General features: G+C 62.5%; 24 protein-coding genes. 1 reads left to right on the top strand and 23 read right to left on the bottom strand.

Translation table 11 applies throughout. The features are described 5' to 3' along the window. Positions 1-25 precede the first annotated feature (25 nt). Complete coding sequence (locus AC3WK8_RS29485) at positions 26-496, top strand: hypothetical protein (RefSeq protein ID WP_085599545.1); 471 nt, start codon at positions 26-28, stop codon at positions 494-496. Here the strand turns inward: AC3WK8_RS29485 and AC3WK8_RS29480 are convergent. The 23 genes from AC3WK8_RS29480 to AC3WK8_RS29370 all read right to left on the bottom strand — a co-directional run bounded on the left by AC3WK8_RS29480 (position 493) and on the right by AC3WK8_RS29370 (position 19,911). Then, a complete protein-coding gene (locus AC3WK8_RS29480; RefSeq protein WP_085599547.1) occupies positions 493-699 on the bottom strand; it encodes a tail protein X in 207 nt (68 codons plus the stop codon). The genes AC3WK8_RS29485 and AC3WK8_RS29480 overlap by 4 nt on opposite strands. After that, positions 674-1,516, bottom strand: a complete 843-nt coding sequence (locus AC3WK8_RS29475) for a phage tail protein (protein ID WP_178088066.1) — start codon at positions 1,514-1,516, stop codon at positions 674-676. Before AC3WK8_RS29475 ends, AC3WK8_RS29480 begins: the two co-directional genes overlap by 26 nt. An 8-nt stretch (positions 1,517-1,524) precedes the next feature. After that, positions 1,525-4,140 carry a phage tail tape measure protein gene (locus AC3WK8_RS29470; RefSeq protein ID WP_103326573.1) on the bottom strand — a complete coding sequence of 872 codons (2,616 nt, stop codon included), beginning with the start codon at positions 4,138-4,140 and terminating at the stop codon, positions 1,525-1,527. A gap of 136 nt (positions 4,141-4,276) precedes the next feature. Continuing rightward, the gene (locus AC3WK8_RS29465; protein WP_103326574.1) at positions 4,277-4,579 is read right to left on the bottom strand and encodes a phage tail assembly protein; all 303 of its coding nucleotides are present in this window, start codon (positions 4,577-4,579) and stop codon (positions 4,277-4,279) included. 11 nt (positions 4,580-4,590) lie between these two features. Beyond that, positions 4,591-5,100 (bottom strand): phage major tail tube protein, encoded by a 510-nt coding sequence (locus AC3WK8_RS29460; protein WP_085599592.1) that lies wholly within the window; start codon positions 5,098-5,100, stop codon positions 4,591-4,593. Between the two features lie 12 nt (positions 5,101-5,112). Then, positions 5,113-6,276 (bottom strand): phage tail sheath subtilisin-like domain-containing protein, encoded by a 1,164-nt coding sequence (locus AC3WK8_RS29455; RefSeq protein WP_103326576.1) that lies wholly within the window; start codon positions 6,274-6,276, stop codon positions 5,113-5,115. A 97-nt stretch (positions 6,277-6,373) separates the two neighbouring features. After that, positions 6,374-6,964 carry a tail fiber assembly protein gene (locus AC3WK8_RS29450; RefSeq protein WP_103326578.1) on the bottom strand — a complete coding sequence of 197 codons (591 nt, stop codon included), beginning with the start codon at positions 6,962-6,964 and terminating at the stop codon, positions 6,374-6,376. 13 nt (positions 6,965-6,977) lie between these two features. Continuing rightward, a complete protein-coding gene (locus AC3WK8_RS29445) occupies positions 6,978-8,951 on the bottom strand; it encodes a phage tail-collar fiber domain-containing protein (protein WP_103326580.1) in 1,974 nt (657 codons plus the stop codon). Then, the gene (locus AC3WK8_RS29440; RefSeq protein WP_103326582.1) at positions 8,948-9,559 is read right to left on the bottom strand and encodes a phage tail protein I; all 612 of its coding nucleotides are present in this window, start codon (positions 9,557-9,559) and stop codon (positions 8,948-8,950) included. The genes AC3WK8_RS29445 and AC3WK8_RS29440 overlap by 4 nt, the downstream gene beginning before the upstream one ends. Before the next feature lies 1 nt (position 9,560). Beyond that, positions 9,561-10,442, bottom strand: coding sequence for a baseplate assembly protein (locus tag AC3WK8_RS29435; protein WP_103326583.1), 882 nt, complete (start codon positions 10,440-10,442; stop codon positions 9,561-9,563). Next, positions 10,439-10,765, bottom strand: a complete 327-nt coding sequence (locus AC3WK8_RS29430; protein ID WP_103326585.1) for a GPW/gp25 family protein — start codon at positions 10,763-10,765, stop codon at positions 10,439-10,441. The genes AC3WK8_RS29435 and AC3WK8_RS29430 overlap by 4 nt, the downstream gene beginning before the upstream one ends. Before the next feature lie 4 nt (positions 10,766-10,769). Further along, complete coding sequence (locus tag AC3WK8_RS29425) at positions 10,770-10,985, bottom strand: hypothetical protein (protein WP_103326586.1); 216 nt, start codon at positions 10,983-10,985, stop codon at positions 10,770-10,772. 43 nt (positions 10,986-11,028) lie between these two features. Continuing rightward, positions 11,029-11,619 (bottom strand): phage baseplate assembly protein V, encoded by a 591-nt coding sequence (locus AC3WK8_RS29420; protein ID WP_103326588.1) that lies wholly within the window; start codon positions 11,617-11,619, stop codon positions 11,029-11,031. Next, the gene (locus AC3WK8_RS29415; protein ID WP_103326590.1) at positions 11,616-12,143 is read right to left on the bottom strand and encodes a hypothetical protein; all 528 of its coding nucleotides are present in this window, start codon (positions 12,141-12,143) and stop codon (positions 11,616-11,618) included. Before AC3WK8_RS29415 ends, AC3WK8_RS29420 begins: the two co-directional genes overlap by 4 nt. Beyond that, on the bottom strand, positions 12,136-12,789 hold the full coding sequence (locus AC3WK8_RS29410) for a hypothetical protein (RefSeq protein WP_103326592.1): 654 nt from the start codon (positions 12,787-12,789) through the stop codon (positions 12,136-12,138). The genes AC3WK8_RS29415 and AC3WK8_RS29410 overlap by 8 nt, the downstream gene beginning before the upstream one ends. Beyond that, positions 12,786-13,100 carry a head-tail joining protein gene (locus AC3WK8_RS29405; protein WP_041118653.1) on the bottom strand — a complete coding sequence of 105 codons (315 nt, stop codon included), beginning with the start codon at positions 13,098-13,100 and terminating at the stop codon, positions 12,786-12,788. Before AC3WK8_RS29405 ends, AC3WK8_RS29410 begins: the two co-directional genes overlap by 4 nt. Positions 13,101-13,102: 2 nt before the next feature. Continuing rightward, positions 13,103-14,098, bottom strand: a complete 996-nt coding sequence (locus AC3WK8_RS29400; protein ID WP_103326594.1) for a major capsid protein — start codon at positions 14,096-14,098, stop codon at positions 13,103-13,105. A 63-nt stretch (positions 14,099-14,161) separates the two neighbouring features. Further along, a complete protein-coding gene (locus AC3WK8_RS29395; protein ID WP_103326596.1) occupies positions 14,162-14,506 on the bottom strand; it encodes a head decoration protein in 345 nt (114 codons plus the stop codon). Further along, entirely contained in the window at positions 14,503-15,645 is a 1,143-nt protein-coding gene (locus tag AC3WK8_RS29390) for a head maturation protease, ClpP-related (RefSeq protein WP_103326598.1), read from the bottom strand. Before AC3WK8_RS29390 ends, AC3WK8_RS29395 begins: the two co-directional genes overlap by 4 nt. Then, complete coding sequence (locus AC3WK8_RS29385; protein WP_103326600.1) at positions 15,642-17,123, bottom strand: phage portal protein; 1,482 nt, start codon at positions 17,121-17,123, stop codon at positions 15,642-15,644. The genes AC3WK8_RS29390 and AC3WK8_RS29385 overlap by 4 nt, the downstream gene beginning before the upstream one ends. Then, positions 17,123-17,329: a phage head-tail joining protein gene (locus AC3WK8_RS29380; protein WP_103326602.1), complete on the bottom strand. Its 207-nt coding sequence runs from the start codon at positions 17,327-17,329 to the stop codon at positions 17,123-17,125. Before AC3WK8_RS29380 ends, AC3WK8_RS29385 begins: the two co-directional genes overlap by 1 nt. 1 nt (position 17,330) lies before the next feature. Then, on the bottom strand, positions 17,331-19,334 hold the full coding sequence (locus AC3WK8_RS29375) for a phage terminase large subunit family protein (RefSeq protein WP_103326604.1): 2,004 nt from the start codon (positions 19,332-19,334) through the stop codon (positions 17,331-17,333). Between the two features lie 4 nt (positions 19,335-19,338). Continuing rightward, positions 19,339-19,911 carry a terminase small subunit gene (locus AC3WK8_RS29370; protein WP_103326606.1) on the bottom strand — a complete coding sequence of 191 codons (573 nt, stop codon included), beginning with the start codon at positions 19,909-19,911 and terminating at the stop codon, positions 19,339-19,341. Positions 19,912-20,164 lie beyond the last annotated feature (253 nt).

Here is a 20,164-nt window from a genome sequence, read left to right as displayed (position 1 = left end):
CCGCGTGTTAGGAAGAAAGAAAGCAATGAAAAGGATTGTTGGGATAACGCTTTGCCTGGTGGCCGCCTACTTCGTACAAGCCGAGCACAAGTTACGAGTCATGAACCTTGGCGACGATCCCCCACCCAGCGCCGGGTCCATTGAACGCGGAAAGCAATACGTGGCCGCCCAAGATGAGGTAGCGAAAATTAAGCCCGAGGAAGCTCGCGAATTCCTTAAGCGCCTCAATGAGACGGTAGAACATGGCCAGACTCTCGCGCTGACAGGAGCCATGAACAACCAGCAAGCAAGCGAACAGGCACTTGCGCTGAAAAGGCTACAAGACGAAAGCGACCGCTACGGGGCTCTCTTTACGCCCTACGCAAAATGCCGCACAGCTGCTATAGACGCAGCATCCTCTTGGCAAGGCATGATTCTTAAGGATGCTCGACGGTACTCCGAAAACTACGCCGCCTACCAAGTGGCCGCACGGCAATGCGCTAACGCAGCGGACTAATCCCATAGCAGCACCTGAGCATCGACCGCCGCCGGCAGATCCGGCAGCACGATCAGCACCCCAGCCCGGAACGGCTGGGGTTCATCGCCCAGCCCTTGGTTGGCATCCAGCACCGCCTCCACACTGCCGTTCAGGTGGCCATAGAACTGATAGCAAATCGTGTCGAGCAGATCCCCGCTAGACGTTCTGCAAGTCGTCGCCATAGCTCACGAACTCCAATGAAAAGCCTTGTTTGCGCGGCACGCCGCCGGCCAGTAGATGGCTCTGTTCTTCCTCAAGGCTTGTCAGACACCAGGTGCCCAGGACCTCGCCGTAACCGGTGGTGAGGCTCAACGGCTGGAGCCGCCGGCCAATGCTGCGCAACTTCTGCAACTGGCCGAGGCCGGCCTTGAAGCCGGGGAAAACCGCGCCCTTGAGGGTGATTTTGTCGTCCCCCTGCCCCACAGCCTGCTGGGCAATGCTGCGCGTCAGACGCTCCTGACCCGCCCAGCGAAACGCCGTCTGCCGGCGCAGTTCGTCGAAGGCGGCCGTGTCCAGGTTGAAGTAGTAGGGCTGCGCACCAGGGCGCAGCGGATGAATGATCAGCAAATGCGGGAACGGCTTCACCGCTGCCGCCGGCATGCCCAGACCGCCGAGCGCACCACTCGGGAAGATGCTGCCCAGGGAGGGGCTGACCTGGACGCCGATACGGTTGATCGCAGCCCCCGCCCGGGCTGTCTGCTCCTGCAAACTGCCCAGGCGTTGCTGGATCTGCCCCGCAGCAGACACGGCCTGGCTGTAGCCGGCCGCGACCTGGCCCACGACCGATTGCGCAGCAGTGATGCCGCGCAAGGTCCGTTGCAACTTCGCGCCGATCTCCGGGCCCACGAACGGCACATTCTCCAGCTCGGACGCAGCCCCCGTAATATCGCCGATAGCCCCGTTCAACGGGGTCAACATGCCGTCTGCGCTGGTGCGCCCGGCCTCCCCGGCGGCGACCAGGGAGTGGAGCCCCGATTGCAATTGTTCCATGTAAGCCATGGGATCTCCTAAACATGTGGTTCGTCCGACAGCTGTCGAGCAGCGGCCTGGCGGCTGTATTCGTCGAACTGTAAACGCAGGTGGGGGGTCAGCTCCCGGGCCAACTGCGCCGGGTCCTTAACATCACCCTGGACCGTGACCGATAGCGCCGGGGCGAAGCTGAATTGCTGGTCGACCTTCGGCGGCAATGGTTTCGCCAACTCAGGCGGCTTGATCATCGCCGGCGTTGCGACTGGCGACGCTGTCCCCGCCATCGAGCGCACCACCTGCCCCATCATGGGTTTAGCTGCCTCGGGGGCCTTGAGCATCAGCGGCGACTGGCCAGCCTTGAAGGACTTGGCAATATCGCCCAGGACCGGCGGGATGTTCTTGCCGGCATCGCGTATCATCAGCGGGCCGGCGTCCGGCAGTCGCTTAAGCGAGTCGTCACCACCGAACAGCGCCTTACCAGCTTTTGCGCCCAGGGCATCACCACCCCAATAGCCGAGGGCACCACCCACCGCGGCCCCTACAGCCCCGCCGATGGCCGTGCCGAGCCCTGGCACAATCGAGCCAATGGCAGCCCCTGCCGCCAACCCCGCCTTGGTGCCGAGCATGGCACCGGCTAATCCACCGGCGGCACCGCCATAGCCTTCTGCTTTTTCGTCCTTGGTCTTGGCGTTCTGGTAGGTGTCCGCGACCTTGAATCCAGCCCCCAGCGCCGACAGCACGCCGCCACCTTTCACCCAGGGCGACATGCCCTTGACCAGGCCGCCTACGCTCTTCAATGCCGAAACGCCCAGACTGGTGGCACCCTTCAATGCCGCGCCACCCAGCCGCGCCGTGCGGCCCAGCACGCCCGGCCGGAATGCAGAGCGCAACGCACGCCCGGCCCGACCGAGCCGGCCACGTACACCGCCGCCCGCCTTGCCGCCCCTAGCGCCTTTTCCGCCCGTCTTGTCGCGGCCGCCGTCGAGGTCGTAATCGCCGCCCAGGCCGCCGGCGTTGGTGACGAACACCCGCTGGATCACATTCGGGTTACCCATCAGCGAACCCCGAGCAACGTTGAACAGCCCCTTGCCCATCTTGAACATGCTGAATGCTGAACCCAGGGCGACCAATGCCGCTCCTACACCCACCACCCCCGCGACCACACCCGGCATCTTTTCCGTAAGCCCGGTCAACGACATGGCCACCGTTCGAACACCCTTGGCCACCGCATCCGTTGCCGGCCGCAGCGCATCACCCACCGCACGCATGCCATCGTTAATTGCCTGGACGGTTTCGGTCCAAAGCTGGGCAGACGTCTCGCGGCGCTCGGCCAGGTTCTGGTCGAGGATGCCCTTGCCGTTGAGCGAGTTCTTTTTCTGCTGCTCGTACAGCTCCCGGTTCTGCGAGTAGGCCAGCAGGGCCATCTTGACCTGCATGTCCGCGAACAGGTTGCCGGTACGCAACGACTCCTCCAGCGCGATCAACTGCGCCTTGGCCGCCGCCGGATCGGCTTCCTTGCTGATCTTGGCCTGGGCTTCCTGCATTTTCGCGGCCTTCGCCGGGTCCGTGGCCTTGATGTATCGCATGGCCAGTTCAAAGGTCGATTCAAAGGTCGACTTTCCGCCTTGAATCCCCGTGTTCAGCGACGCTTGGTAATCAATGCCAACGTCCTTGTAGGCCTTCACGACATCTTCCGCCCCCGATTTGGACATCCAGTTCATCAGGTTGTTGGCCGCCTCGTCCGCACTGCCGGCAGTCTTCATCTGCACTTGCAGCATCGAGCCCAACTGCACCACCGCATCCATGCCAAACAACTGGGTGTTACCCATGTTGGCCAGCAGCTTGGGAAACCAGCGCGCCATATCGGACGCCTCGAAACTGCCCGACTGGCCCTGCACGGCGATAGCCTCCAGCGCCTTTTCCATGATTTTCGGATCGTTGATCTGGGCGTTCTGCTGCAACGCAAAAATCATTTTCGCCGTCTCTTCACCGCCCGAACCCTGACCTACCGCGAACTTTGCAGCGAGCGGCGCATAGGACAGCGCCTTGTCCAGCTCCAGGCCAGCAGCCACCAACTGGTTCACCAGGTCCGCCACATCGTTTCGACCCATGCCGGTCTGCTGGGACGTCTCGATGATCGTCCGTGTCATCTGCTGCTCTTCGGGCTTGTTCGCAATACCAGCCTTGATCGCGATATCCCGAATGATCGCCTGATAGTCAGCACTGATCTTTGTCGGGATCGCTACAGCAGCAGTCCCGGCCACGGCCTGGCCAATGCTCGACTTGAACCCTTCCTTGCCCTGCTGGATCTGCTGGTGCCCCTTGAGCTGCAAATCTGCGCCCTTGGCCACCCGACCGAGGGCCTGGTATTCCTGGCGCAGCTTGCCGACCTGAACGCCCTGCTTTTGCAGGCTGCTTAGATTGCGCTCCAGCTTGCTCAGCAGGCCGGCCGCCGAGGCGGCGCCGCTGTCGTGGGCTCGCTTCCATTCGTCCCGCAGGCGCATGGTTTCGCCGATCGTGCTTTTCAGCACCTTGGCCTTGCTGCCCTGCTCTTCCAGCTTCTTGATGCTGTTTCCAACGGTCTTGAAGGCCGCGCCGACTGTTGCACTCACGGCGCCGCCGATCACCAGACCCAGCGAAATATTGCGTGCCATCTGACCTCCTATGCCCCGTGAGGCTCAATCCGTGAGCCACCAGACCATGTCGGAAAAGCGCATGGTCATAATCTCCTCGGCAGAAAAATGCAGCTCGCTGGCGAGCCGCTTTGCCGCCATCTTCAACACCGCCGGGTCAAAGTTCGTCGTCTTGCACCAGGCGAAAATAGCCGGCCTGCAAACGCTGGTAGTCCTTGAGGGTCATGCCCTCCAGGTCCTTGCTGCCTACCTGGGCCAGGCTGGCGAACAGCGCCAGCTCGCGTTGTTCGTCATCACCGCCGGCGGCGGTGTTCGCTGCGCGCACGTCGCGCACGGTGGGGGCACGCAGGGTGACCGTGTCGCACCGCACGCCGTTCAGCTCGACAGCCTTGGTCAGGGTCACCACGACGCTATCGGGGGTCAGGTTCATCCAGGCCGGGGTTTTCTTTACTTGAGTCATGAGGGTTTTCCTTACAGGCCCAGGGCCGAACGTTGGGCGGCGAGTTGGTCGACGCCGTTGATCACACGCTTCATGCCCAGGGCATCAATCTCGTAGATCAGGCGCCCGTCGACCTCCAGCTTGTAGTAGGTCAAGGCCACGTTGTGCTTGATCTCGGCCTTGTCGCCCGCCTTCCAGTCACCCATGTCGACCTCTTTCAACAGGCCACGAAGGGTAACGATCACCGCCGTGGTCTTGCCCTTGAGGCCCTTGAAGGCACCACGGAACACACCGTTGAACGCGGTCCCATCCGACAGGCCGAACATGCGCAGCGACTCGCGGCGCACGCCGGTGGTGGTGAAGCCGGCTTCTTGCTTCTCCATGCCCATGTCCAGTTCCACCGGCAGATCCATGCCGCCGGCCCGGTGTTCCTCGGTCTTAAGGGTGAGCTTGGGCAGGGTCAGGCTCGGCACGTCGCCTTGAAAGCTAATGCCGTCGACGAACAGGTTCATGTTCGCCAGGGTTTCGGGAATCATTGCCATTGCTGCAGCTCCTTAAGCGGCTTTATCGAGGACTTCGGTCAGCCACTGGTTGGTGACTTCGACGCGGAAATTCGGGTTCTCGGCGGGGGGTACGTCGGTAAAGCGGATGTTCCAGTACACCTTGCCCTGTTCCAGTTGGCTGGCGGTGTTCAACTCCGGATCTGCGTAGACCTCGAAATTGATAATCGCCCCCTGGTTCTTGAGGTCGCGCATGAAGGCTTGCAGGCCCTCGGTGACGTCCTTCACATAGGTGGCCGTGATCGACCGATCCACCGCCCACTTGTGGCCGTAGAGAATCGCGTCCATGACGATGTCCATGGTTCGCACGCGGGTGACGAACGCCCATTTGGGGTCACTGGACAGCGTGCGGTTGCCCCACAGGCGGAAGCCGGCGTCACGAATGATGGTGGTGATATTGGCGTTGTTCAGCAGGTTGGCGCGGCAGGTCTCGTCGCCGTCCAGGAACTCAACAGGCCGGCCTGTGCCGGTGATGCCTACGAACTCCTTGTTAGAAGGCGAGGCCCAGAAGCCGTACTCGCTATCGGTCCAGGCGAACAGGCCCGCGACCCAGGCCGAGGCCGGCGCATCGACCGTGGCGCTCGCCTGGCCATCCCAATACTGAACACCCGGATCAACCAGGTAAGCGCGCTTGGCGCCAAAGTTCTTGGCGTACTCCATGGCCGCCTCGTCGGTGGTGCTGGGCCCGTCGATGATGGCCAGGCCGCGCAGCTTGTCGCCCAGGGCCACCAGGGCCGTACCGACCCCCTGGGTGGCACTGTGCTTGGGCGCCACCAGCAGGCGCGGCTGGGCGTTGAAACGGCTCTTGCCGTCCAGCAGCGCCTGCAAGCCAGTACGCTTGCCGCTGGCCAGGACCCCGCCGATGATGGCTGAGGTTTGCTGCGCCGCGTCTGCGACCTTGGCCACACCACAGGCGACGATCACCGCCTTGGCACGCTGATAGATGGCCTGGCACGCTTTGGTGATCGCCGCATCCGGGCCCCAGGCCGCAATGGCCTCACGCTCGCTGGTGATCAGCAGCAGATCGTTGGCCTTGGCGCTGACGCCCGGGCCCTCGGTGAAGGTGTCCACCAGGCCGATGATCGAGGACGTAGGCAGCGCGATGGTGCGCGCGCCGGTGTCCACGTTGGTGACGGTGACGCCGTGGAAAAAGCTCATAGAGTCTCCAGAAATGACAAGGCCCCGCATGTGCGAGGCCGTGGGTGGAACGGGCGCCGAAGCGCTGGAATGAAAACGCCCCGACAGTGCGGGGCGTTTATGGCGTGGGCTCAGGCGCTGGTGGCCAGCTAACTGCTCGAGGGAAGCCCGGCTGCTGGTCAACGCGGTTGACTGCCACCCGGTACTGTTTCCACTTCTTCAGTTCTGCTTCTTCTGCTGTTGTTGCATCGCCAAGATCAACCGCATCTTGCAGCGGACTGATCCTGATAGCCGCATCACCCAGCAACTGATCGCGCTTAGCGAATGCTTGGACCTTTTGTCCCTCGGTCTGTGCAGCAGCGTCTAGCTTCCACTCCCCCTCCTTCCAAAAGTGGTAGGGCCCAGGTCGTGGCATTGACGTTAGCCCCTCAGGCAATTCTCCGAATTTCTCCCACTGAACTGGCTGCCCCGTATCCGTCTGGTAAACCGTTCCGCGCAGGTCGGGCAGAAGGCTCCAAATCTCCTTCCCGCCAGGAATGTGGACGGCCGCGAATCCCTTTTCAGCTATCGGTGGAGCTTCAGTAAACGCCATTCCTGGTATCAGCCAATTGCCAGGCACCATGGGGTCAGGGTCAGCATAAGACTGGCCGATATACTCACCTGTGAAAACATGGGCTTGGTACACCTTTGGCGGTTCTTTCTCAGACATGTTTCACCTCAGTTCAGTATTTAATGCAGGCTAGAAAAGCGATATTCACCGGTCGAGTCTCTTTACCAACTCGCGGCTCGCCATTTATTCCATCTGAAATGGCGCCGCCAGTCCGAGGAGCTGTATTAATCCCGCCACCACTAGAAGCCCCACCGATTCCAGGCGCGTAGACAGTAAAACCGGAAGAACCTGGTGGCATGCTCTGTGCGGTCCCTTGTAGCTGATCCCACTGAAAACTATTGAGCGCTCGGCCCGGATCAAGTGCGCGCCCTTCATCTAGCCCGCGCACGAAGACGCCACGCCAGTCCGGGAGATTGAATGTCGTAGAACCATCCCCTGCGCCGTGTGTTGTTCCGATCCGCGCAAACAACCTTGGATAAGCTGAACGACTGACTGCCGTACCGTTTGCGCGCAGAAAACCAGTAGGCGGCTCGGGGAACGGGAAGTGCACAATGGCCCCGGTCATATCACAGTTGCCGGTGTGCAATATCGTGTGAGCGACGCCGCCCATACTCCAGCCGCCAATTTTGAGTTGGCTGTCGGTGTCCAACCCAAGGTGAACCCCATAAATCCCGGGACGATGAAAGCTAATCACTGCGGCACCGTTACCATTTCCGCGAACTTCAAGCCCGCTAGCATCGCCGCTTATGCCACCAATAGTGCCTGTGGCAGCACTCATACATTTGGGGCTTTCTCCTGATCCCAATATCTGGCCTTTTTTGATGTAGTCGGCAGGATTGAAGTCTGATGACGTCCAGAAGTCCCCAATATAGGTATTATCAACAGTAAGTTTAAGTCTAGGGGACTGATCAGTTGACCAACCAATTTTAACTGTATTGCTGCCCTGTCCGTGCCCTGTTCCTTGCTGAACCGGCGTAAAACCAAGCTTTTGCTGGAGGTTTCCAGGATTGAGATTTCCGGAGCTCCATATCTCTTGCCACGCCTGAAGAGATCCATTCACACATCCCCGGAACCACGCCCGGCTGTCGCCCGTCGCCACTGCAAGCTGAGTCCAGTTTCCGGTGGGCTGGTCATAGGAGATGTGGAGAACAGTCCCGTACGTGGACCCCGACGGGCGGTTTGCAGTTGAAGCATGAAAACTGTTCAGCCCCGAAGAACTGACCGTGTCGAGATTGTTTGAAGACGGGACCGCTTGAGCTTCAATACCGCCCGCGAGCTTTTTCATCGCGTCGGTGATGCCGTACCCGGCGAGCGTTGTGGCCTTGGCGGCTTTCCCCGCGAGGGCGTTTGTCATCGTCGTTGCAAAGTTCGGATCATTGCCAAGCGCATCCGCAAGCTCTTTCAACGTGTCGAGTGCGCCGGGCGCGGCTGCAACAAGCGCGGCCACCGCTTGATTGATCGCCGCCGACGTTTCCGGCTTGGTGAAAGCATCGGTGATGCCATAGCCAGCCAGTGTGGTGGGGTTAGCGCCACTGACAACAATGCCGCGCTTGTCGATGGTCACCTGCCGGTAAGTGCCTGGTGTTTTGTTTGCTGGCAGCGCCGTGGCCAGTGAATCGTCGACATATTGCCGAGTTGCCAGCACCACCGCCGGATCGATCTTGAGCACGATCTGCGCGGTATTCGACACGATAAAATTCATGCGAATGATCTGGGTCTTGCCTGTGCCTTGGGCCAGCAGTGGCTTGAAACTCGGTGCGCAGTTGGCCACCGCCACCAGGTCGCCCGCCGCGTCATACAAGCCGATCTCGCGAATCCAGCGCCCGCCAACATCCGATGGAATCACCTGCTCGGTGATGATCAGGTTCGGGTTGGCCGGATCGGTGCGAACCTGGTTGACCGGCGCCCGGCGCCATTCGTTGATCAGCTTGGTCTGAGCCCGATCTGGCACGGGGTCGGTGCCGTTGGCATCCCCCACCGCCATATCCTTGAAGGTCCAGGGAATGCCCAGGGCGGTGGCGTTGGCCTGTTTCGCCTCCCCTACCGCCGTGAGAATGGCGAAGAACTGACTGTTAGAATCGATCATGGGTACACATCCAAAGTGTCTATTTCGTCAATGCACACAACCTGGCCATAACGGCCGGTCACTTCGATATCGCGAGGAGTCGGCGGATAGATGTCGATCACCTCGCCCTGGTCGACGTAGGCGCCGAACCTGATGGTTCCTGATGTTTCCAGGCTGATGGCCAGGCCCGTCATGTGGCGACTGACCGGCTTGGCGTCATCGATCAAGCGCGTAAGCTCGGCATACATCGCTTCGGTGATACCGGTATCCAGCACCCCGACCTTCAGGGCGAAGGTGGCCGGCGGCCCCTGGGGAACCGTCTGCCACCATTCGATCACCTCGATCAGGTAGCCCAACGGTTCCACAGCACGGCGCAGCGCACCGATGGTGCCCTTGCGCGCATGGATGAAGAACGATGCGCGTATGGCGTTGCGCTTGACCGTCTCGGACCAGCCCGGGTCCCAGCGATCCACCGACCACGCCCAGGCCAACTGCGGCAGCAGGTGGGCCGGGCAGGTCGCGGGGTTGTAGAGCGTGCGCAGGATCTGCGCGACCTCCCCAGGCCGGGCCCCTGCGCTTTCCATGGCCCGTTCCAGCGGCGTGCTGTTGATCGGCAGTAGGCTGGTCATATCAGCCCCCCAGCGTGACGCTGTAGCCGGTGCAATACGCCGCCTGGGCCCGCGTCGGGGAGATATCGCGCCAGTTGCTCAGGTCAACCCGGGCCACGCCGGCAACGTGCAGCTGGGCATCGATCGCCGAGCGGGCGACCTCCAACCCCAGGCGCCGACGCGGATTAATCCAGGCCGCCAGCTTGCGCCGGGCCTCGGCCAGCGCGGCATCGCTTTCCGGCCCGGGGCCTTTCATGTACAGCACCGCATCGATGCGATAGGGCAGCACCTGCGCGCTCTGCACCGTGACCCGGTCCCCCAGCGGCCGCACGTTTTCATCATTAAGGGCCGCTGCGACTGTCGCCAGCAGCTCGGCGCTGGCTTTCCCGTCATCGTCGAGGCTCAACACCGTGACCGTGACACAGGCCGGCGCCGGGCTTTCGGCTTCGGCATCCGCCACCAGCGCCGAGGCATTGCGGGCATGCAGGATGTAGCTGTTGCGCGGACCCGCCGTGGTCAGGCCCTCGTAGGCCAGCTGGACGCGCTCGCGCAAGGCGTCGTCGGACTCCTTGACCTCTTCCACCGGTGGCACTGCCTGGGGATCGGCCGGGCGGATCACAAGGCGGGACAAATTGACGTTGGCCGCCAACTGGTCCAGGTCGCTCCCCTGGGCATGGGCCAGCAACAGGGCCTTGGCCGCGTCGTTGATCCGGGCCCGCAGTTGCAGATCCCCGTAAGCCGACAGCTCCAGTTGCTTGGTCACCGGGTCGCTCTCAAGGTCCGCCGTCCAGGCTTCCCCCATGTGCTGACGAAACATCGCCAGCTTGCCCTGGTACAGCGCCTCGAAATCCAGGGGCTCCAGCACCTGCGGCGCCGGCAGGGCCGACAAGTCCAATATGCTCATGCCGTCACCTCCAATATCGCGCTATCCCCCAGGTACTGGCCCACCAGCTGAAAGCTGATCTGGCCCCCCACTACCGCCACCACCTGCACACGTTCCAGCTTCAAGCGCGGCTCCCAGCGCAACAGCGCCCGGGCCACCTCGGCCTGGACGGCGCTTTTCCAGCCGCCAGTGACGGGCAAGTCGACGTAGCGGCGCAGGTCGCTGCCGTACTCCGGGCGCATCCGCCGGCTGCCCAGCGGCGTGGTCAGGATGTCCTCGATGGACTGCCGCACATGCTCAAGGCCCGACAGCGGCTGGCCCGTTCGGCGATCCATTCCGATCATCGCGTCACCCCTGCGGCTGTAGGTCCGAATGCGAGCGCAGGAAGTCCAGCGCCACCTGGTCGCCCGGCCCGGCCGTTACCTGGCCTTGCTTCACCGCCAGTTGCCGGCCATCCGGTAGGATCAGCACGCGGGAGGTATAGAGGGTGTCGCGGAACACCGAAGCGCCGGGCGCGGCCGGCTCCCCGCCGGGTTGCTCGGCGGGTTTCTTGGTTATGGTCATGTTTGCTCCAGGCGAAGAAAAGCCCGCGATGGCGGGCTGCTGGTTACTGAGGCACCGCGGTCGATCCACCGCCGGGCAGCACGCCCGAATGGGTATGAGTCGAACCGACGTTGACCCCGTTGTGTTTCAGGCTCGCGCCGTTGATTTGTACGTCACCGTTCAAGGTGATTTGCCCGGTCAGGGTGATGCTGCTGGCCTTGCCGGTGATCGCGCTATCGGTGATCACCGCCGAGCTACCGCCGACCTGGATGGTCACGGTGCCGCTGGGCAAGCTGATGCTGTAGCTCTTGGCCTGCCAGTCGTAGACCAGCGAGCCGCCATCGTCGAAGCGCCACACTTCGACGTGGTCGCGGTTGTCCGGCTGGGCTCCAGCGTTGCCGTACAGCCCCGGCACGAAGGTCCCCTGGGCCGGCTCGCCGCTGGGGCTGATCAAGGCCCCCTGCTCGCCCAGGCTCGGCACCCGCCAGTGCCGGGCCTTGCCGGCGGCCTGGCTGTGCCAACGCACCCAGGCGCTGGTCCAGCCGGCACCATCAGACACCCGCACCATGGCGGCGGCCAGATCGACCGCGACCACGCTACAGGGAATGATCAGGCCGGCGATCATGCGGTCATGCGCTGCTGCAACGTAGCTCATGCCATCTCCTCCGGCCCCAGGTAGCCGTCCTTGTGACCCGGGCCGGTATCAGGGCTGAACCCAAACACCAGCGTTCCAGGTGGCTGGTCTGGCCATGGCCATTCCTCAAGGCCGAGGTAAAAGCCCTGGGTCCATTCCACAGTCCAGATTGTGTAGCCGTCCAGCTCGGGCCGCGTCCAATCCTGGCCGGACCGGACAAACTGCGCAGGCTCTACGGGCTGACCCCAGGTCTGCATGCGTAGCAAAACCGCAAGCTGCGAGGCAATGAACAGCGCCTGCCGTTCAGATTGAGGTTGCTCAGCTCCCACCATCACCCGCGCTTCAAAGCGGGCTTCCAGCGCCGTCTCGCCGGTCAGCGGATCGGTTCCAGGCTCCAACTCGTTCAGCTCAACAATCACGGCTGGAAGTGCCATGCGCCCCAGCAGATCAGGCATCACTGCTACATCAAACAGGCCGGGAATAGCCTCGCGGATATGCTGTTCGATGGCCTGGTAGAGCTGGTCTAGATCGAGGGGTTCAGACACCTTTGCTACCTCTCAAGTATTTTTGCAGCTCAAAGTTCAGCTCCTGCTCCAGGATCTCCAGCAGCCGCTGATCTGCCCGTTTAACCCATTCATCGAAAACCGGCCGCACGTCATCCAGCGATACCTTTGCCTTGGCCAGGGGGAAGCGGTTGTCGTTCTCGTTGATGAAGCCCGTGCGCCGCCGGCCCTCGCGGGTTTCGGGATAGTCAGCTGGGTCATAGTGGCGGCTACCGGTACGAATCCAGATATCCGCCTGACTGCCATAGACCTGCTTGTAAAACGCCCCCTGATAACGTCTGCCCGCCACCGACACACCCGACCGGTTCTGCCGGGCGCGGCCGATTCGGCTGGACTCTATCGGGTTGATACCGAACCAGAGCTTGCCCTGCCCGGCGCTGTTGATCGGATAGGCCCGCAGGCGCTGGCGAACTGCACCCACCGCTATACGCTCCTTGCTGCTAACAGCTCGGGAGATGTAAGTACGCAGCCAGCGCAACGTCTTGTTGATCGCCCGCCGCTGGGCCACCACCGCCGCTTTCGGGACCAGGGCGGCAAAGTCCCTAAACGCCTGTAGATGCGCAGGCGACGACTGCAAGGTGATCACGCCATCTCTGACGGCCAGCCGTGCATAGCTACCAACGTTCATGGGTTGATCCTCAGGACAAGCGTCACCAGGCCGTCACCTGTCGGCTCCACCAGGATCAGGGTGTAAACCCCTCCGCCGTCATGCTCCGGCAGGTCGATCCGCACCTGTTGCCGGATCTCTACGCCCTCGGCGTCTGCAACACGAATCACCAGGTGCGGCTCGCGCAGCGCCGTGGACATCTTGCCAAGCTTGGGTTGCAGCCAAGGCGCGGAGAACATCCCCCGCACCTCGCGCCCTTCGATGTAGGCGGTGTCCGCCAGAACCTCAAACACCACCTCGTCGACATCCGCCACCAGGTCGCGAATACCCACGGTCACATCTCCAGCAAGATCTGCGCCAGCGGCCGCGAGCAAATGTGCAGCGGGTTGGACTGTGCTTCACCAGCAATGCCTTTGTTGAACGGCAGCGGCTCAAGCTTGCTGTAGTACGGCAGGCCCTCGGTGTTCGCCGTCTCCATGTAGTCGGCCGGGGCAAACACAGAGATATAGAGGTCGGGCACACCCTCAGGAATCAGCAGGGCTTTATCGGGGTGCACAAACTGAACCCCAGCGACCTTGCCCCGATAGCGCTCCCAGACGATGCCGCCGAACTCGAAGCTTTCGCGAGAGTCACCACGCAGTGCAGCAGCCTGCACTGTGTTGAGGAAGGTCTTCTCCACAGAGTTATGAGTGATCAGCTTGTTCCAGAAGTTCTTGCCACAGAACGCCCGGGCTCCGGTACTGGTAATGCTACCCAGCGCCTCCTCCTGCTCGTCCAGGGCATCGCCGCATTTCTCACGGACTTGAGTGTCTGGACTATTAAGCCCCATCGACATTTTTTTCCGGGTGACGCCGAAGGTCTTGTAAATGTCCAGCAACACGGTCTTGCCATCAGCGTCGAGGATCTGGCCGTTCAGAGCCCCCATGCGCTGGTATTCGTGGGTGGCGTCCAACTGTCGGCGGCACTTGGCCAAACGCCTGTTGACCGCATCCTGTACCGATTGCAGCTCGCTGCGAGTTCCGAACGCACGAATACCCTGGATCTCGTCCGCCTTGATCGAGAAGCGCTGCGGCAGGTGCACGGTGTTGAACGGAATCATGGTGCGCTTGCTTCCTCCGACCACCAGGCCAGAGGTGCCACGCTCACCCGCCGGAACCAGGCCGATGGTGTCGCCGTCCTTTTCGATCTGCACGGTCACGGTGGAGATACCTTCCTCCCTGAACAAACCCAGGCTGCTGATGCGACCCGGCAGGTATTCCTGCTCGTTGATCGCCGCAGTCAGCGAGGAAACCGAAAACGCATCGTCGTTAAAAATCTCAATGTCAGCCATGAAGCAATCTCCAGAAAGCAAAAAACCCGCAAGGGCGGGTTCGATAAACGAGGGTGAAGGGTCTTAGCGGACGATCACGAAGTGACTGGCCAGGGCCTTTTCAGCGGCCGGGTCGAGACCGGTCAAACATGCCTCGCTGACCTCAGCAAGGCGCACCACAGCACGACCGCGTCGCACCACATCCGACTCGCCCAGGGGGCCGTAGAGGATGGCCTGGGCGTTCTCGCTGCCATCTTCAGCAGTCGGCTTATAAGGCGCGAACTCGCCGGTAGCAGTGACCAAGCCAAGGATCTGGCCGGGCTCCAGGGCCGGGCCTGCGGCGACGTTGATGGCTTCGCGGGAGATGTTGCCGGGGCCTTCGGACAGCAGGAATTCACCCGCATGCATCGGCTCACGTTGAACAGTCATGGTCTGGTTCCTTTCGCGGATGGTTGATGTGCAGCTTGGCGAGCAGCCCAGATCGAGGGCTGGTCGATTTTCTTGGCCTGTACCTTGGGCGGCGGGTCGTTTTCCAACGGCAGACTGTTGTTGATTTCGAAGCCCTTGCCCGTGCCCACCAGCTTGTCGAACAAGCGGGCGCGAACACTGGCCGCATCCAGACCGGCCGCCACGAACTCGACGCTGAACTCCGGCAACCGAGCGGCTACGCACAGATCGTTGATGGTCTTGGCCCGTGCCAGGCCAGCCTGGACCACCGCCTCACTTTCCAACTGGGTGGACTTGAGCAGCGGTTCTACCAGGTTGCTGATACCGGACTCAGCACAACGCTGAGTGATCATCAGGGCCAACTGGGCAGCATCCACCACCGGAGCCGGCTCGGGCGGGGTTGCTGGCTCAGCTGGAGATGCTGGAGGCTGCTCGTCCAACTGGGCCAGTAGCCCAGGGGGAGCGTTGCGAAAGCGCCGCAACGCATCGCCATGGCCCAGGCAGGCGCTGACCTTGACCCCGTCGCCTACTTCATCCGCCAGGCCCAGCGCCACGGCTTCGTTGGCTGTCAGCCAGGTTTCAGCATCGACGAGGCGCCGCAGCTCCTCCTCATCAATGTCAGGGGCCTTCGCCTTATAGGCCGCGATGATGGCTTCCATGGTCTGGTCCAGTACTTGGGCCACTTTGCGGAAGTCCTCAGCATCGCCAGCCGCATAGGTCCACGGGTTGTGAATCATCAGCATGGCGTTGGCAGCGATCACCACCCGATGCGCGCCGCACACTGCCACGCTGGCGGCGCTGGCGGCCAGGGCGTCAATCCGACCGGTACAGCGCTCGCCCAAACGCGACAGCGCGTTGTGCATTGCCAGGCCGTCGAACAGATCCCCGCCAATGCTATTGAAGGCGACCACCACCGGCGACACCCCGTCATCCAGGGCCCGCAGGTCCTGCACAAACTGATTGGCTGTCACGCCCCAGGTGCCGATCTCGCCATACACGAACACTTCGATATTGCGCTGCTCGGCTCCGTCGCTGGCCCGAACGGTGTACCAGGTCTGATCCTTGACCGGCACCAACGCGCCGGCAGCGTCGTAGACGCGGACCTGAGTTTTCTTGCTCATGGTTGCTCCTTGTCGTCGAGCTGCTCGACGCTTTCGAGGGTGTTGTAATTGAGGCTCAGGCCGTTCGCCCGCTCCAGATCCGCGGCGTTTTCCGCGTCGACCGTTTCGGCGTCGTAGCCGGTGCGCAGGCACATCTCGCTGCGCGAGGCGAAGCCGGCCTGCACTTCCATGCGTCGGGCCTGAACGTCTTGCACCGGCTGGAGATACGGCCACCCCTGTGGCACCCAGCGAGTACGCAGGTATTCACGGCGGCGCTGGGTGTAGTCCGTCAATTGCACCGCACCGGCCAAGAACGCCATATCCAGCCAAGCCGCACGCACAGGGCGGCACAACTGGTGCACGTAAACGCCGAACTGCAATTGTTCCAGGCGCCGGCGAAACTCGTTCAGCACCACCCGCATCACTCGGTCGTTGATGTCGCGCATATCGCCGGTAACGATCTCGTAGGGCACACCCGCGCCGGCAGCAGCAGCCATGAGTTGCTGGCGCATGAAGTCCGGGTAGTTGTTGCCCGCATCCGGCGGTTTGGAGAACTCGACCTCCTCCCCGGGCCCCAGCTCCTGCATGGTCCCCGGCTCCAGCGCCACCATGGGCGTGAAGCCGTCTCGATCCAGACTCAACGGCTTACCGGTGACAGGATCGAACGGCGGAGGACCACCTTCCGGGGTGGGCCGAGTAATGAAACCCGCGAACAGGTTGGCGACCTCCTGCCGGAACAACACCGCGTCATCGTAGTTATCGAGGCTGCGCAGACGTTTCAGCACCGGCGACAGGCGCGGTACACCACGCAGTTGGCCAGGCTCCAGCGGGTCGAAGATGTGCAGCACCTGGGCGGCCGGTACTCGCACCAGCTGGTTATAGCCGCCGGTCAATGCGGAGGATTCCCCCGGGTGCGAGCGATACATCCAGTACGCCACCCGCTTGCCTATGCCGTTGAACTCGATCCCGGCCCGAATGACGTTGCCGTCGCGAGTGGTCTCGAACTTGTCATGGGGCACAAACTCCGGCGCCAGCAGTTGCACCTGCAAGGGCACCACCAGCCCATCCTCGGTTCGACGCGGCCGCAACCGCACGAAGCATTCCCCCGAGGTTTCAACGGTCCTGGCGACCAGCGCCTGCTGGCCGTAAAAGTCGGTCAGCTCGTCGGCATCCGACTCGTCCACCCAATCCTCCCACAGGACATGCAACAGCTTGCGCAGGTCGTTGTCGACGGTTTGGGCCCGAGGGGTAATGCCGGTGCCGATCAGGTTACTGACCCGCTTGTCCACCACGTTGAAGGCATAGGGGTCATTGCGCACCGCTGCCCTGGAGCGCGAGCGCAAGTTGCGCAAAGCCGGAGTGTTGATGCTGTTGAGGCTACTGTCCGGGGCGTCCCAGCCCGCCGACCGGCGCCCCTCCCCGGCGCCTTCGTAGCTGGCCTTGATGTTCGAGGGCAGCAGGAAGCCTTGACGGCTCAACGTTGGGTAGTGGCGAGCCATTACAGTCCCTTGCCCCCGTGGTAAAGCCGAACCACGCGGGGGCGTGGGCCAGCAGCTGCGGCAAGACTGCCTCGGATCTCCTCACGAGCCCTGAGCAGTTCGTCCACCGTCCGGTATTCCACCGTGCGGTCGCCATAGCGCACGGTTTTTTCACCGCGAGCGATAGCCGCCTCGATAGCGTCGAGGTGTTTCTGGGTAAAGGACATATCAGCGTCTCTTGAGATAGCCGCTGGTTGACATGCGGCGTTGAGGTTGCGGCGCAACGGGTTGGGCCCTGGCCACAGGTGGCGGAGCCGGACGCTCGATGGCCTGTGGTTCCGGTACATCGGTCGCAGGTGCAGGCGACACCGCCTGCTGGCCGGCCTCGTCGTCGAACAATCCGCCCTGTACCAGCGCCTGCCGGACCCGTTCCCAATCAGCGTCCAGGTAGCGATTGATGCCCAGGTAATGGGCCATTGCCAGGCAATACACCATAAGGTCGAGCGCTTCGTTTCGGTCGGCCTTGCCCTTCACCCACTCGATGCGCTTGTAGCCTTTGACGTAGCGGGCCACCTTGCTTTCGGCCACGCACTGATCGAAGAACTCGTCGGGCAAGTCGTTGGCGAAGTGCAATGCACCAGGGCCGTCCGGGAACGGATAGCGGTTGTAGATCCAGTCCTTGGCGGTGTCGGTGCCGACAAACCACAGCTCAGCGCCGTTGCGCTCGGTCTGCCCGCGCCATGTGACATCGACCATCGACGGACGCTGGGCAATGACCGGACGCCCGGGCTTGCTCGCCCCCTTGATGGCGAAGATGTTGCGCCACCGGCGAAGGCGGCAGAACTGGTAAACCTCGTCGGTGTGGTGACCACCGGAGTCGACACCTGCAGCCAGGATCGCCAGCGCGACACCGCAGGGATGCCGATAGCGGGCCTTGAGCTTCTCGTCCAGCACATCCCACGTCTTTTGGTTCGCCGGATCACCCCAAATCACCTGGTGGTCGATCACCCAGCGCTCCAAGCCAACACCGAAGCCCATCACCATCAGCTCCAGGCGGTTGGCCTGCACGTCGACCGCAGCGGTCAGCATCAACACGCCGGCCGGCATCGAGCCGAGGCTGTAGCGCTCAAGGCGGGCCCGGTCCCGCAGGACATGGGCCTTGGTTTGCTCTTGGGCGCTGTCCCAGACCTTGGCCAGGCGGGTGTTGTAAAACACCTGCATCGGCTCCAGGTTGCCAGCGGCTTGGGCCTTCTTGGCCTTCTCGTACTGCCGGGCCAAGGTCCGCCAGTCGGTCCAGCCGGATGGGGCGTACAAGGCGTTGAGGTAGAACCCCACGGTTTCCCCGTCGCCCTCCGCGTGCGCCCGCCACTGCCCGTTGGCCAGCATCCAGCCCTTATGGTGTTCCTCGATCAGGACATCACACTCAGGACCTGCACACTGGTAGTGCGCCACGCTGAAGTCAGCGGAGTACAGCAGGCGTTCCCACTCCAGCACCTGGTGATGCCCGCAGGTTGGGCACGGCACGTAGTAATGCCGCTGATCGCTCGACTCGAACAGATCGCTGATCCGCGAGGCGCCCTTGATGGTCGGCGAGCTGGAAAAGTAGAACTTGGCGTTGCGGCCAAAGGTACTGCCCCGGGCTTCCGCCAGTTCGATGGGGTCGCCCTCCTCGCCCACATCGACCTCCCACCGGTCCACCTCGTCACCGTACACATACCGGGCCGACAGCTCGGCAAGGTTGGCGGCAGAACCGGCCGTGGTCACGTACAACGAACCGCCTTCGAACTCCTTGGTGTCCATCGTGTTGCGGGAGTCACGGGAGCGGCTGGATGCCACGCGCTTGTTCAACTCCGGCGTGGCCTTGATCGTCTTGCCGATCCGCGACGACACCCGCTTGGCCAGGCCCAGGCTCGGCAGCAAGGTTAGGATGTTGGATGGGGCCATGTGGATCAGGGCGCCGATCCAGTTCAAGGCGATTTGGGTTTTCATCAACTGCGAGGCCACCATGGTCACCACCCGTTTGCAGGGGTGGGCCGGGGACAGGCAGCGCATGGGTTCTCGTGCGTACGGCGTCCGGTCCGTGCGGTACTTGCCGGGCTCTGCGGCCCCCGTGTCACGCGGGATTCGCATGTATTCATCTGCCCATTCGTCAACCCATAGTTCAGGGTCTGGCTGTAGCCCTCGGCAATACGCATCGCGGTACACCTCTGCACCGTTAGCGTATTCGGGCATAGGTTCAGCTCTGTGTGATGGCTTGTTGTAGGTCGGCGTCGGTCATGCGTCCGGCGTCTTCAAGGGCCCGGCGAAACGCCCCAGTCAGGTGTCGCTCGATTTCCCAGGGATCGCTCAGTGCCGCGACCTCGGCAGCTAGTTGCGGCGACATGCCGAACAGCAAATCACGGACCATGCGCCCCGCGTTGTAGGCCGCAACCGTTACCGCTTCGCGATCAACGAGGTCACCCTGGACCTTGTAGAACTCAGCTTCGGCCAGCTTGGCCAGGTAATGCTCCCGGTGGGCTCGGGACTTCTGAAAATCCGGGCCTTTGCTGGGGAGTTGCGGCACAGCATCGGTTTCAGCAGTCGGCACCAGGCCGCTGCGCACATCGCGATCAATGCGCGCTTCTTCATGCCGGGCAGCCACCGCCGCCTTGCTGGGGTCTGCCGATTCAGCCAGCAGGGCCTCGGTTGCCTCCAGCTCGACCTTGCCGTCTGCGGTCAGCACCAGCCGATCTTGCTTTGCCAGCTTAGAAACGTAGGACTTGGCCCAACCGCGCCGCGCCGCAAAGTCCGACTTGCTGATAACGGTCATGTGTTTGACGTCCAGTTAACCCAATGAATACGGGGTGTTCACCAGTTCACCGCCAGTTCACTAAGCGGGTGAACCAGCCGCTAACAAAGATCCGCGGGTTTCCGACCCCGTGTCCGGGAACGGCTTCCAGGGTCCCCGGCGGTTTCCCGGACACCCGAAACTGATTCCACTAGAAAGACGGACATTCCTGGACTCAACTCAGCTACAGAGAAACCGCGAGTCCGAGTACCCGTGTAGGGGCCCGCCCCCGGGG

Source organism: Pseudomonas sp. FW507-12TSA, assembly GCF_058781435.1.
This window is presented reverse-complemented; position numbering and strand designations above follow the sequence as displayed.

Excerpts from the sequence above, each read along its gene's own strand:
- AC3WK8_RS29450 (WP_103326578.1), bottom strand. The coding sequence starts at position 6,964 with ATGTCTGAGAAAGAACCGCCAAAGGTGTACCAAGCCCATGTTTTCACA.
- AC3WK8_RS29395 (WP_103326596.1), bottom strand. The coding sequence starts at position 14,506 with ATGACTGTTCAACGTGAGCCGATGCATGCGGGTGAATTCCTGCTGTCC.
- AC3WK8_RS29475 (WP_178088066.1), bottom strand. The coding sequence starts at position 1,516 with ATGGCTTACATGGAACAATTGCAATCGGGGCTCCACTCCCTGGTCGCC.
- AC3WK8_RS29435 (WP_103326583.1), bottom strand. The coding sequence starts at position 10,442 with ATGAGCATATTGGACTTGTCGGCCCTGCCGGCGCCGCAGGTGCTGGAG.
- AC3WK8_RS29455 (WP_103326576.1), bottom strand. The coding sequence starts at position 6,276 with ATGAGCTTTTTCCACGGCGTCACCGTCACCAACGTGGACACCGGCGCG.
- AC3WK8_RS29480 (WP_085599547.1), bottom strand. The coding sequence starts at position 699 with ATGGCGACGACTTGCAGAACGTCTAGCGGGGATCTGCTCGACACGATT.
- AC3WK8_RS29460 (WP_085599592.1), bottom strand. The coding sequence starts at position 5,100 with ATGGCAATGATTCCCGAAACCCTGGCGAACATGAACCTGTTCGTCGAC.
- AC3WK8_RS29485 (WP_085599545.1), top strand. The coding sequence starts at position 26 with ATGAAAAGGATTGTTGGGATAACGCTTTGCCTGGTGGCCGCCTACTTC.
- AC3WK8_RS29420 (WP_103326588.1), bottom strand. The coding sequence starts at position 11,619 with ATGAGCTACGTTGCAGCAGCGCATGACCGCATGATCGCCGGCCTGATC.
- AC3WK8_RS29380 (WP_103326602.1), bottom strand. The coding sequence starts at position 17,329 with ATGTCCTTTACCCAGAAACACCTCGACGCTATCGAGGCGGCTATCGCT.
- AC3WK8_RS29440 (WP_103326582.1), bottom strand. The coding sequence starts at position 9,559 with ATGACCAGCCTACTGCCGATCAACAGCACGCCGCTGGAACGGGCCATG.
- AC3WK8_RS29470 (WP_103326573.1), bottom strand. The coding sequence starts at position 4,140 with ATGGCACGCAATATTTCGCTGGGTCTGGTGATCGGCGGCGCCGTGAGT.
- AC3WK8_RS29445 (WP_103326580.1), bottom strand. The coding sequence starts at position 8,951 with ATGATCGATTCTAACAGTCAGTTCTTCGCCATTCTCACGGCGGTAGGG.
- AC3WK8_RS29400 (WP_103326594.1), bottom strand. The coding sequence starts at position 14,098 with ATGGCTGACATTGAGATTTTTAACGACGATGCGTTTTCGGTTTCCTCG.
- AC3WK8_RS29425 (WP_103326586.1), bottom strand. The coding sequence starts at position 10,985 with ATGACCATAACCAAGAAACCCGCCGAGCAACCCGGCGGGGAGCCGGCC.
- AC3WK8_RS29370 (WP_103326606.1), bottom strand. The coding sequence starts at position 19,911 with ATGACCGTTATCAGCAAGTCGGACTTTGCGGCGCGGCGCGGTTGGGCC.
- AC3WK8_RS29375 (WP_103326604.1), bottom strand. The coding sequence starts at position 19,334 with ATGCCCGAATACGCTAACGGTGCAGAGGTGTACCGCGATGCGTATTGC.
- AC3WK8_RS29385 (WP_103326600.1), bottom strand. The coding sequence starts at position 17,123 with ATGGCTCGCCACTACCCAACGTTGAGCCGTCAAGGCTTCCTGCTGCCC.
- AC3WK8_RS29465 (WP_103326574.1), bottom strand. The coding sequence starts at position 4,579 with ATGACTCAAGTAAAGAAAACCCCGGCCTGGATGAACCTGACCCCCGAT.
- AC3WK8_RS29430 (WP_103326585.1), bottom strand. The coding sequence starts at position 10,765 with ATGATCGGAATGGATCGCCGAACGGGCCAGCCGCTGTCGGGCCTTGAG.
- AC3WK8_RS29390 (WP_103326598.1), bottom strand. The coding sequence starts at position 15,645 with ATGAGCAAGAAAACTCAGGTCCGCGTCTACGACGCTGCCGGCGCGTTG.
- AC3WK8_RS29410 (WP_103326592.1), bottom strand. The coding sequence starts at position 12,789 with ATGAACGTTGGTAGCTATGCACGGCTGGCCGTCAGAGATGGCGTGATC.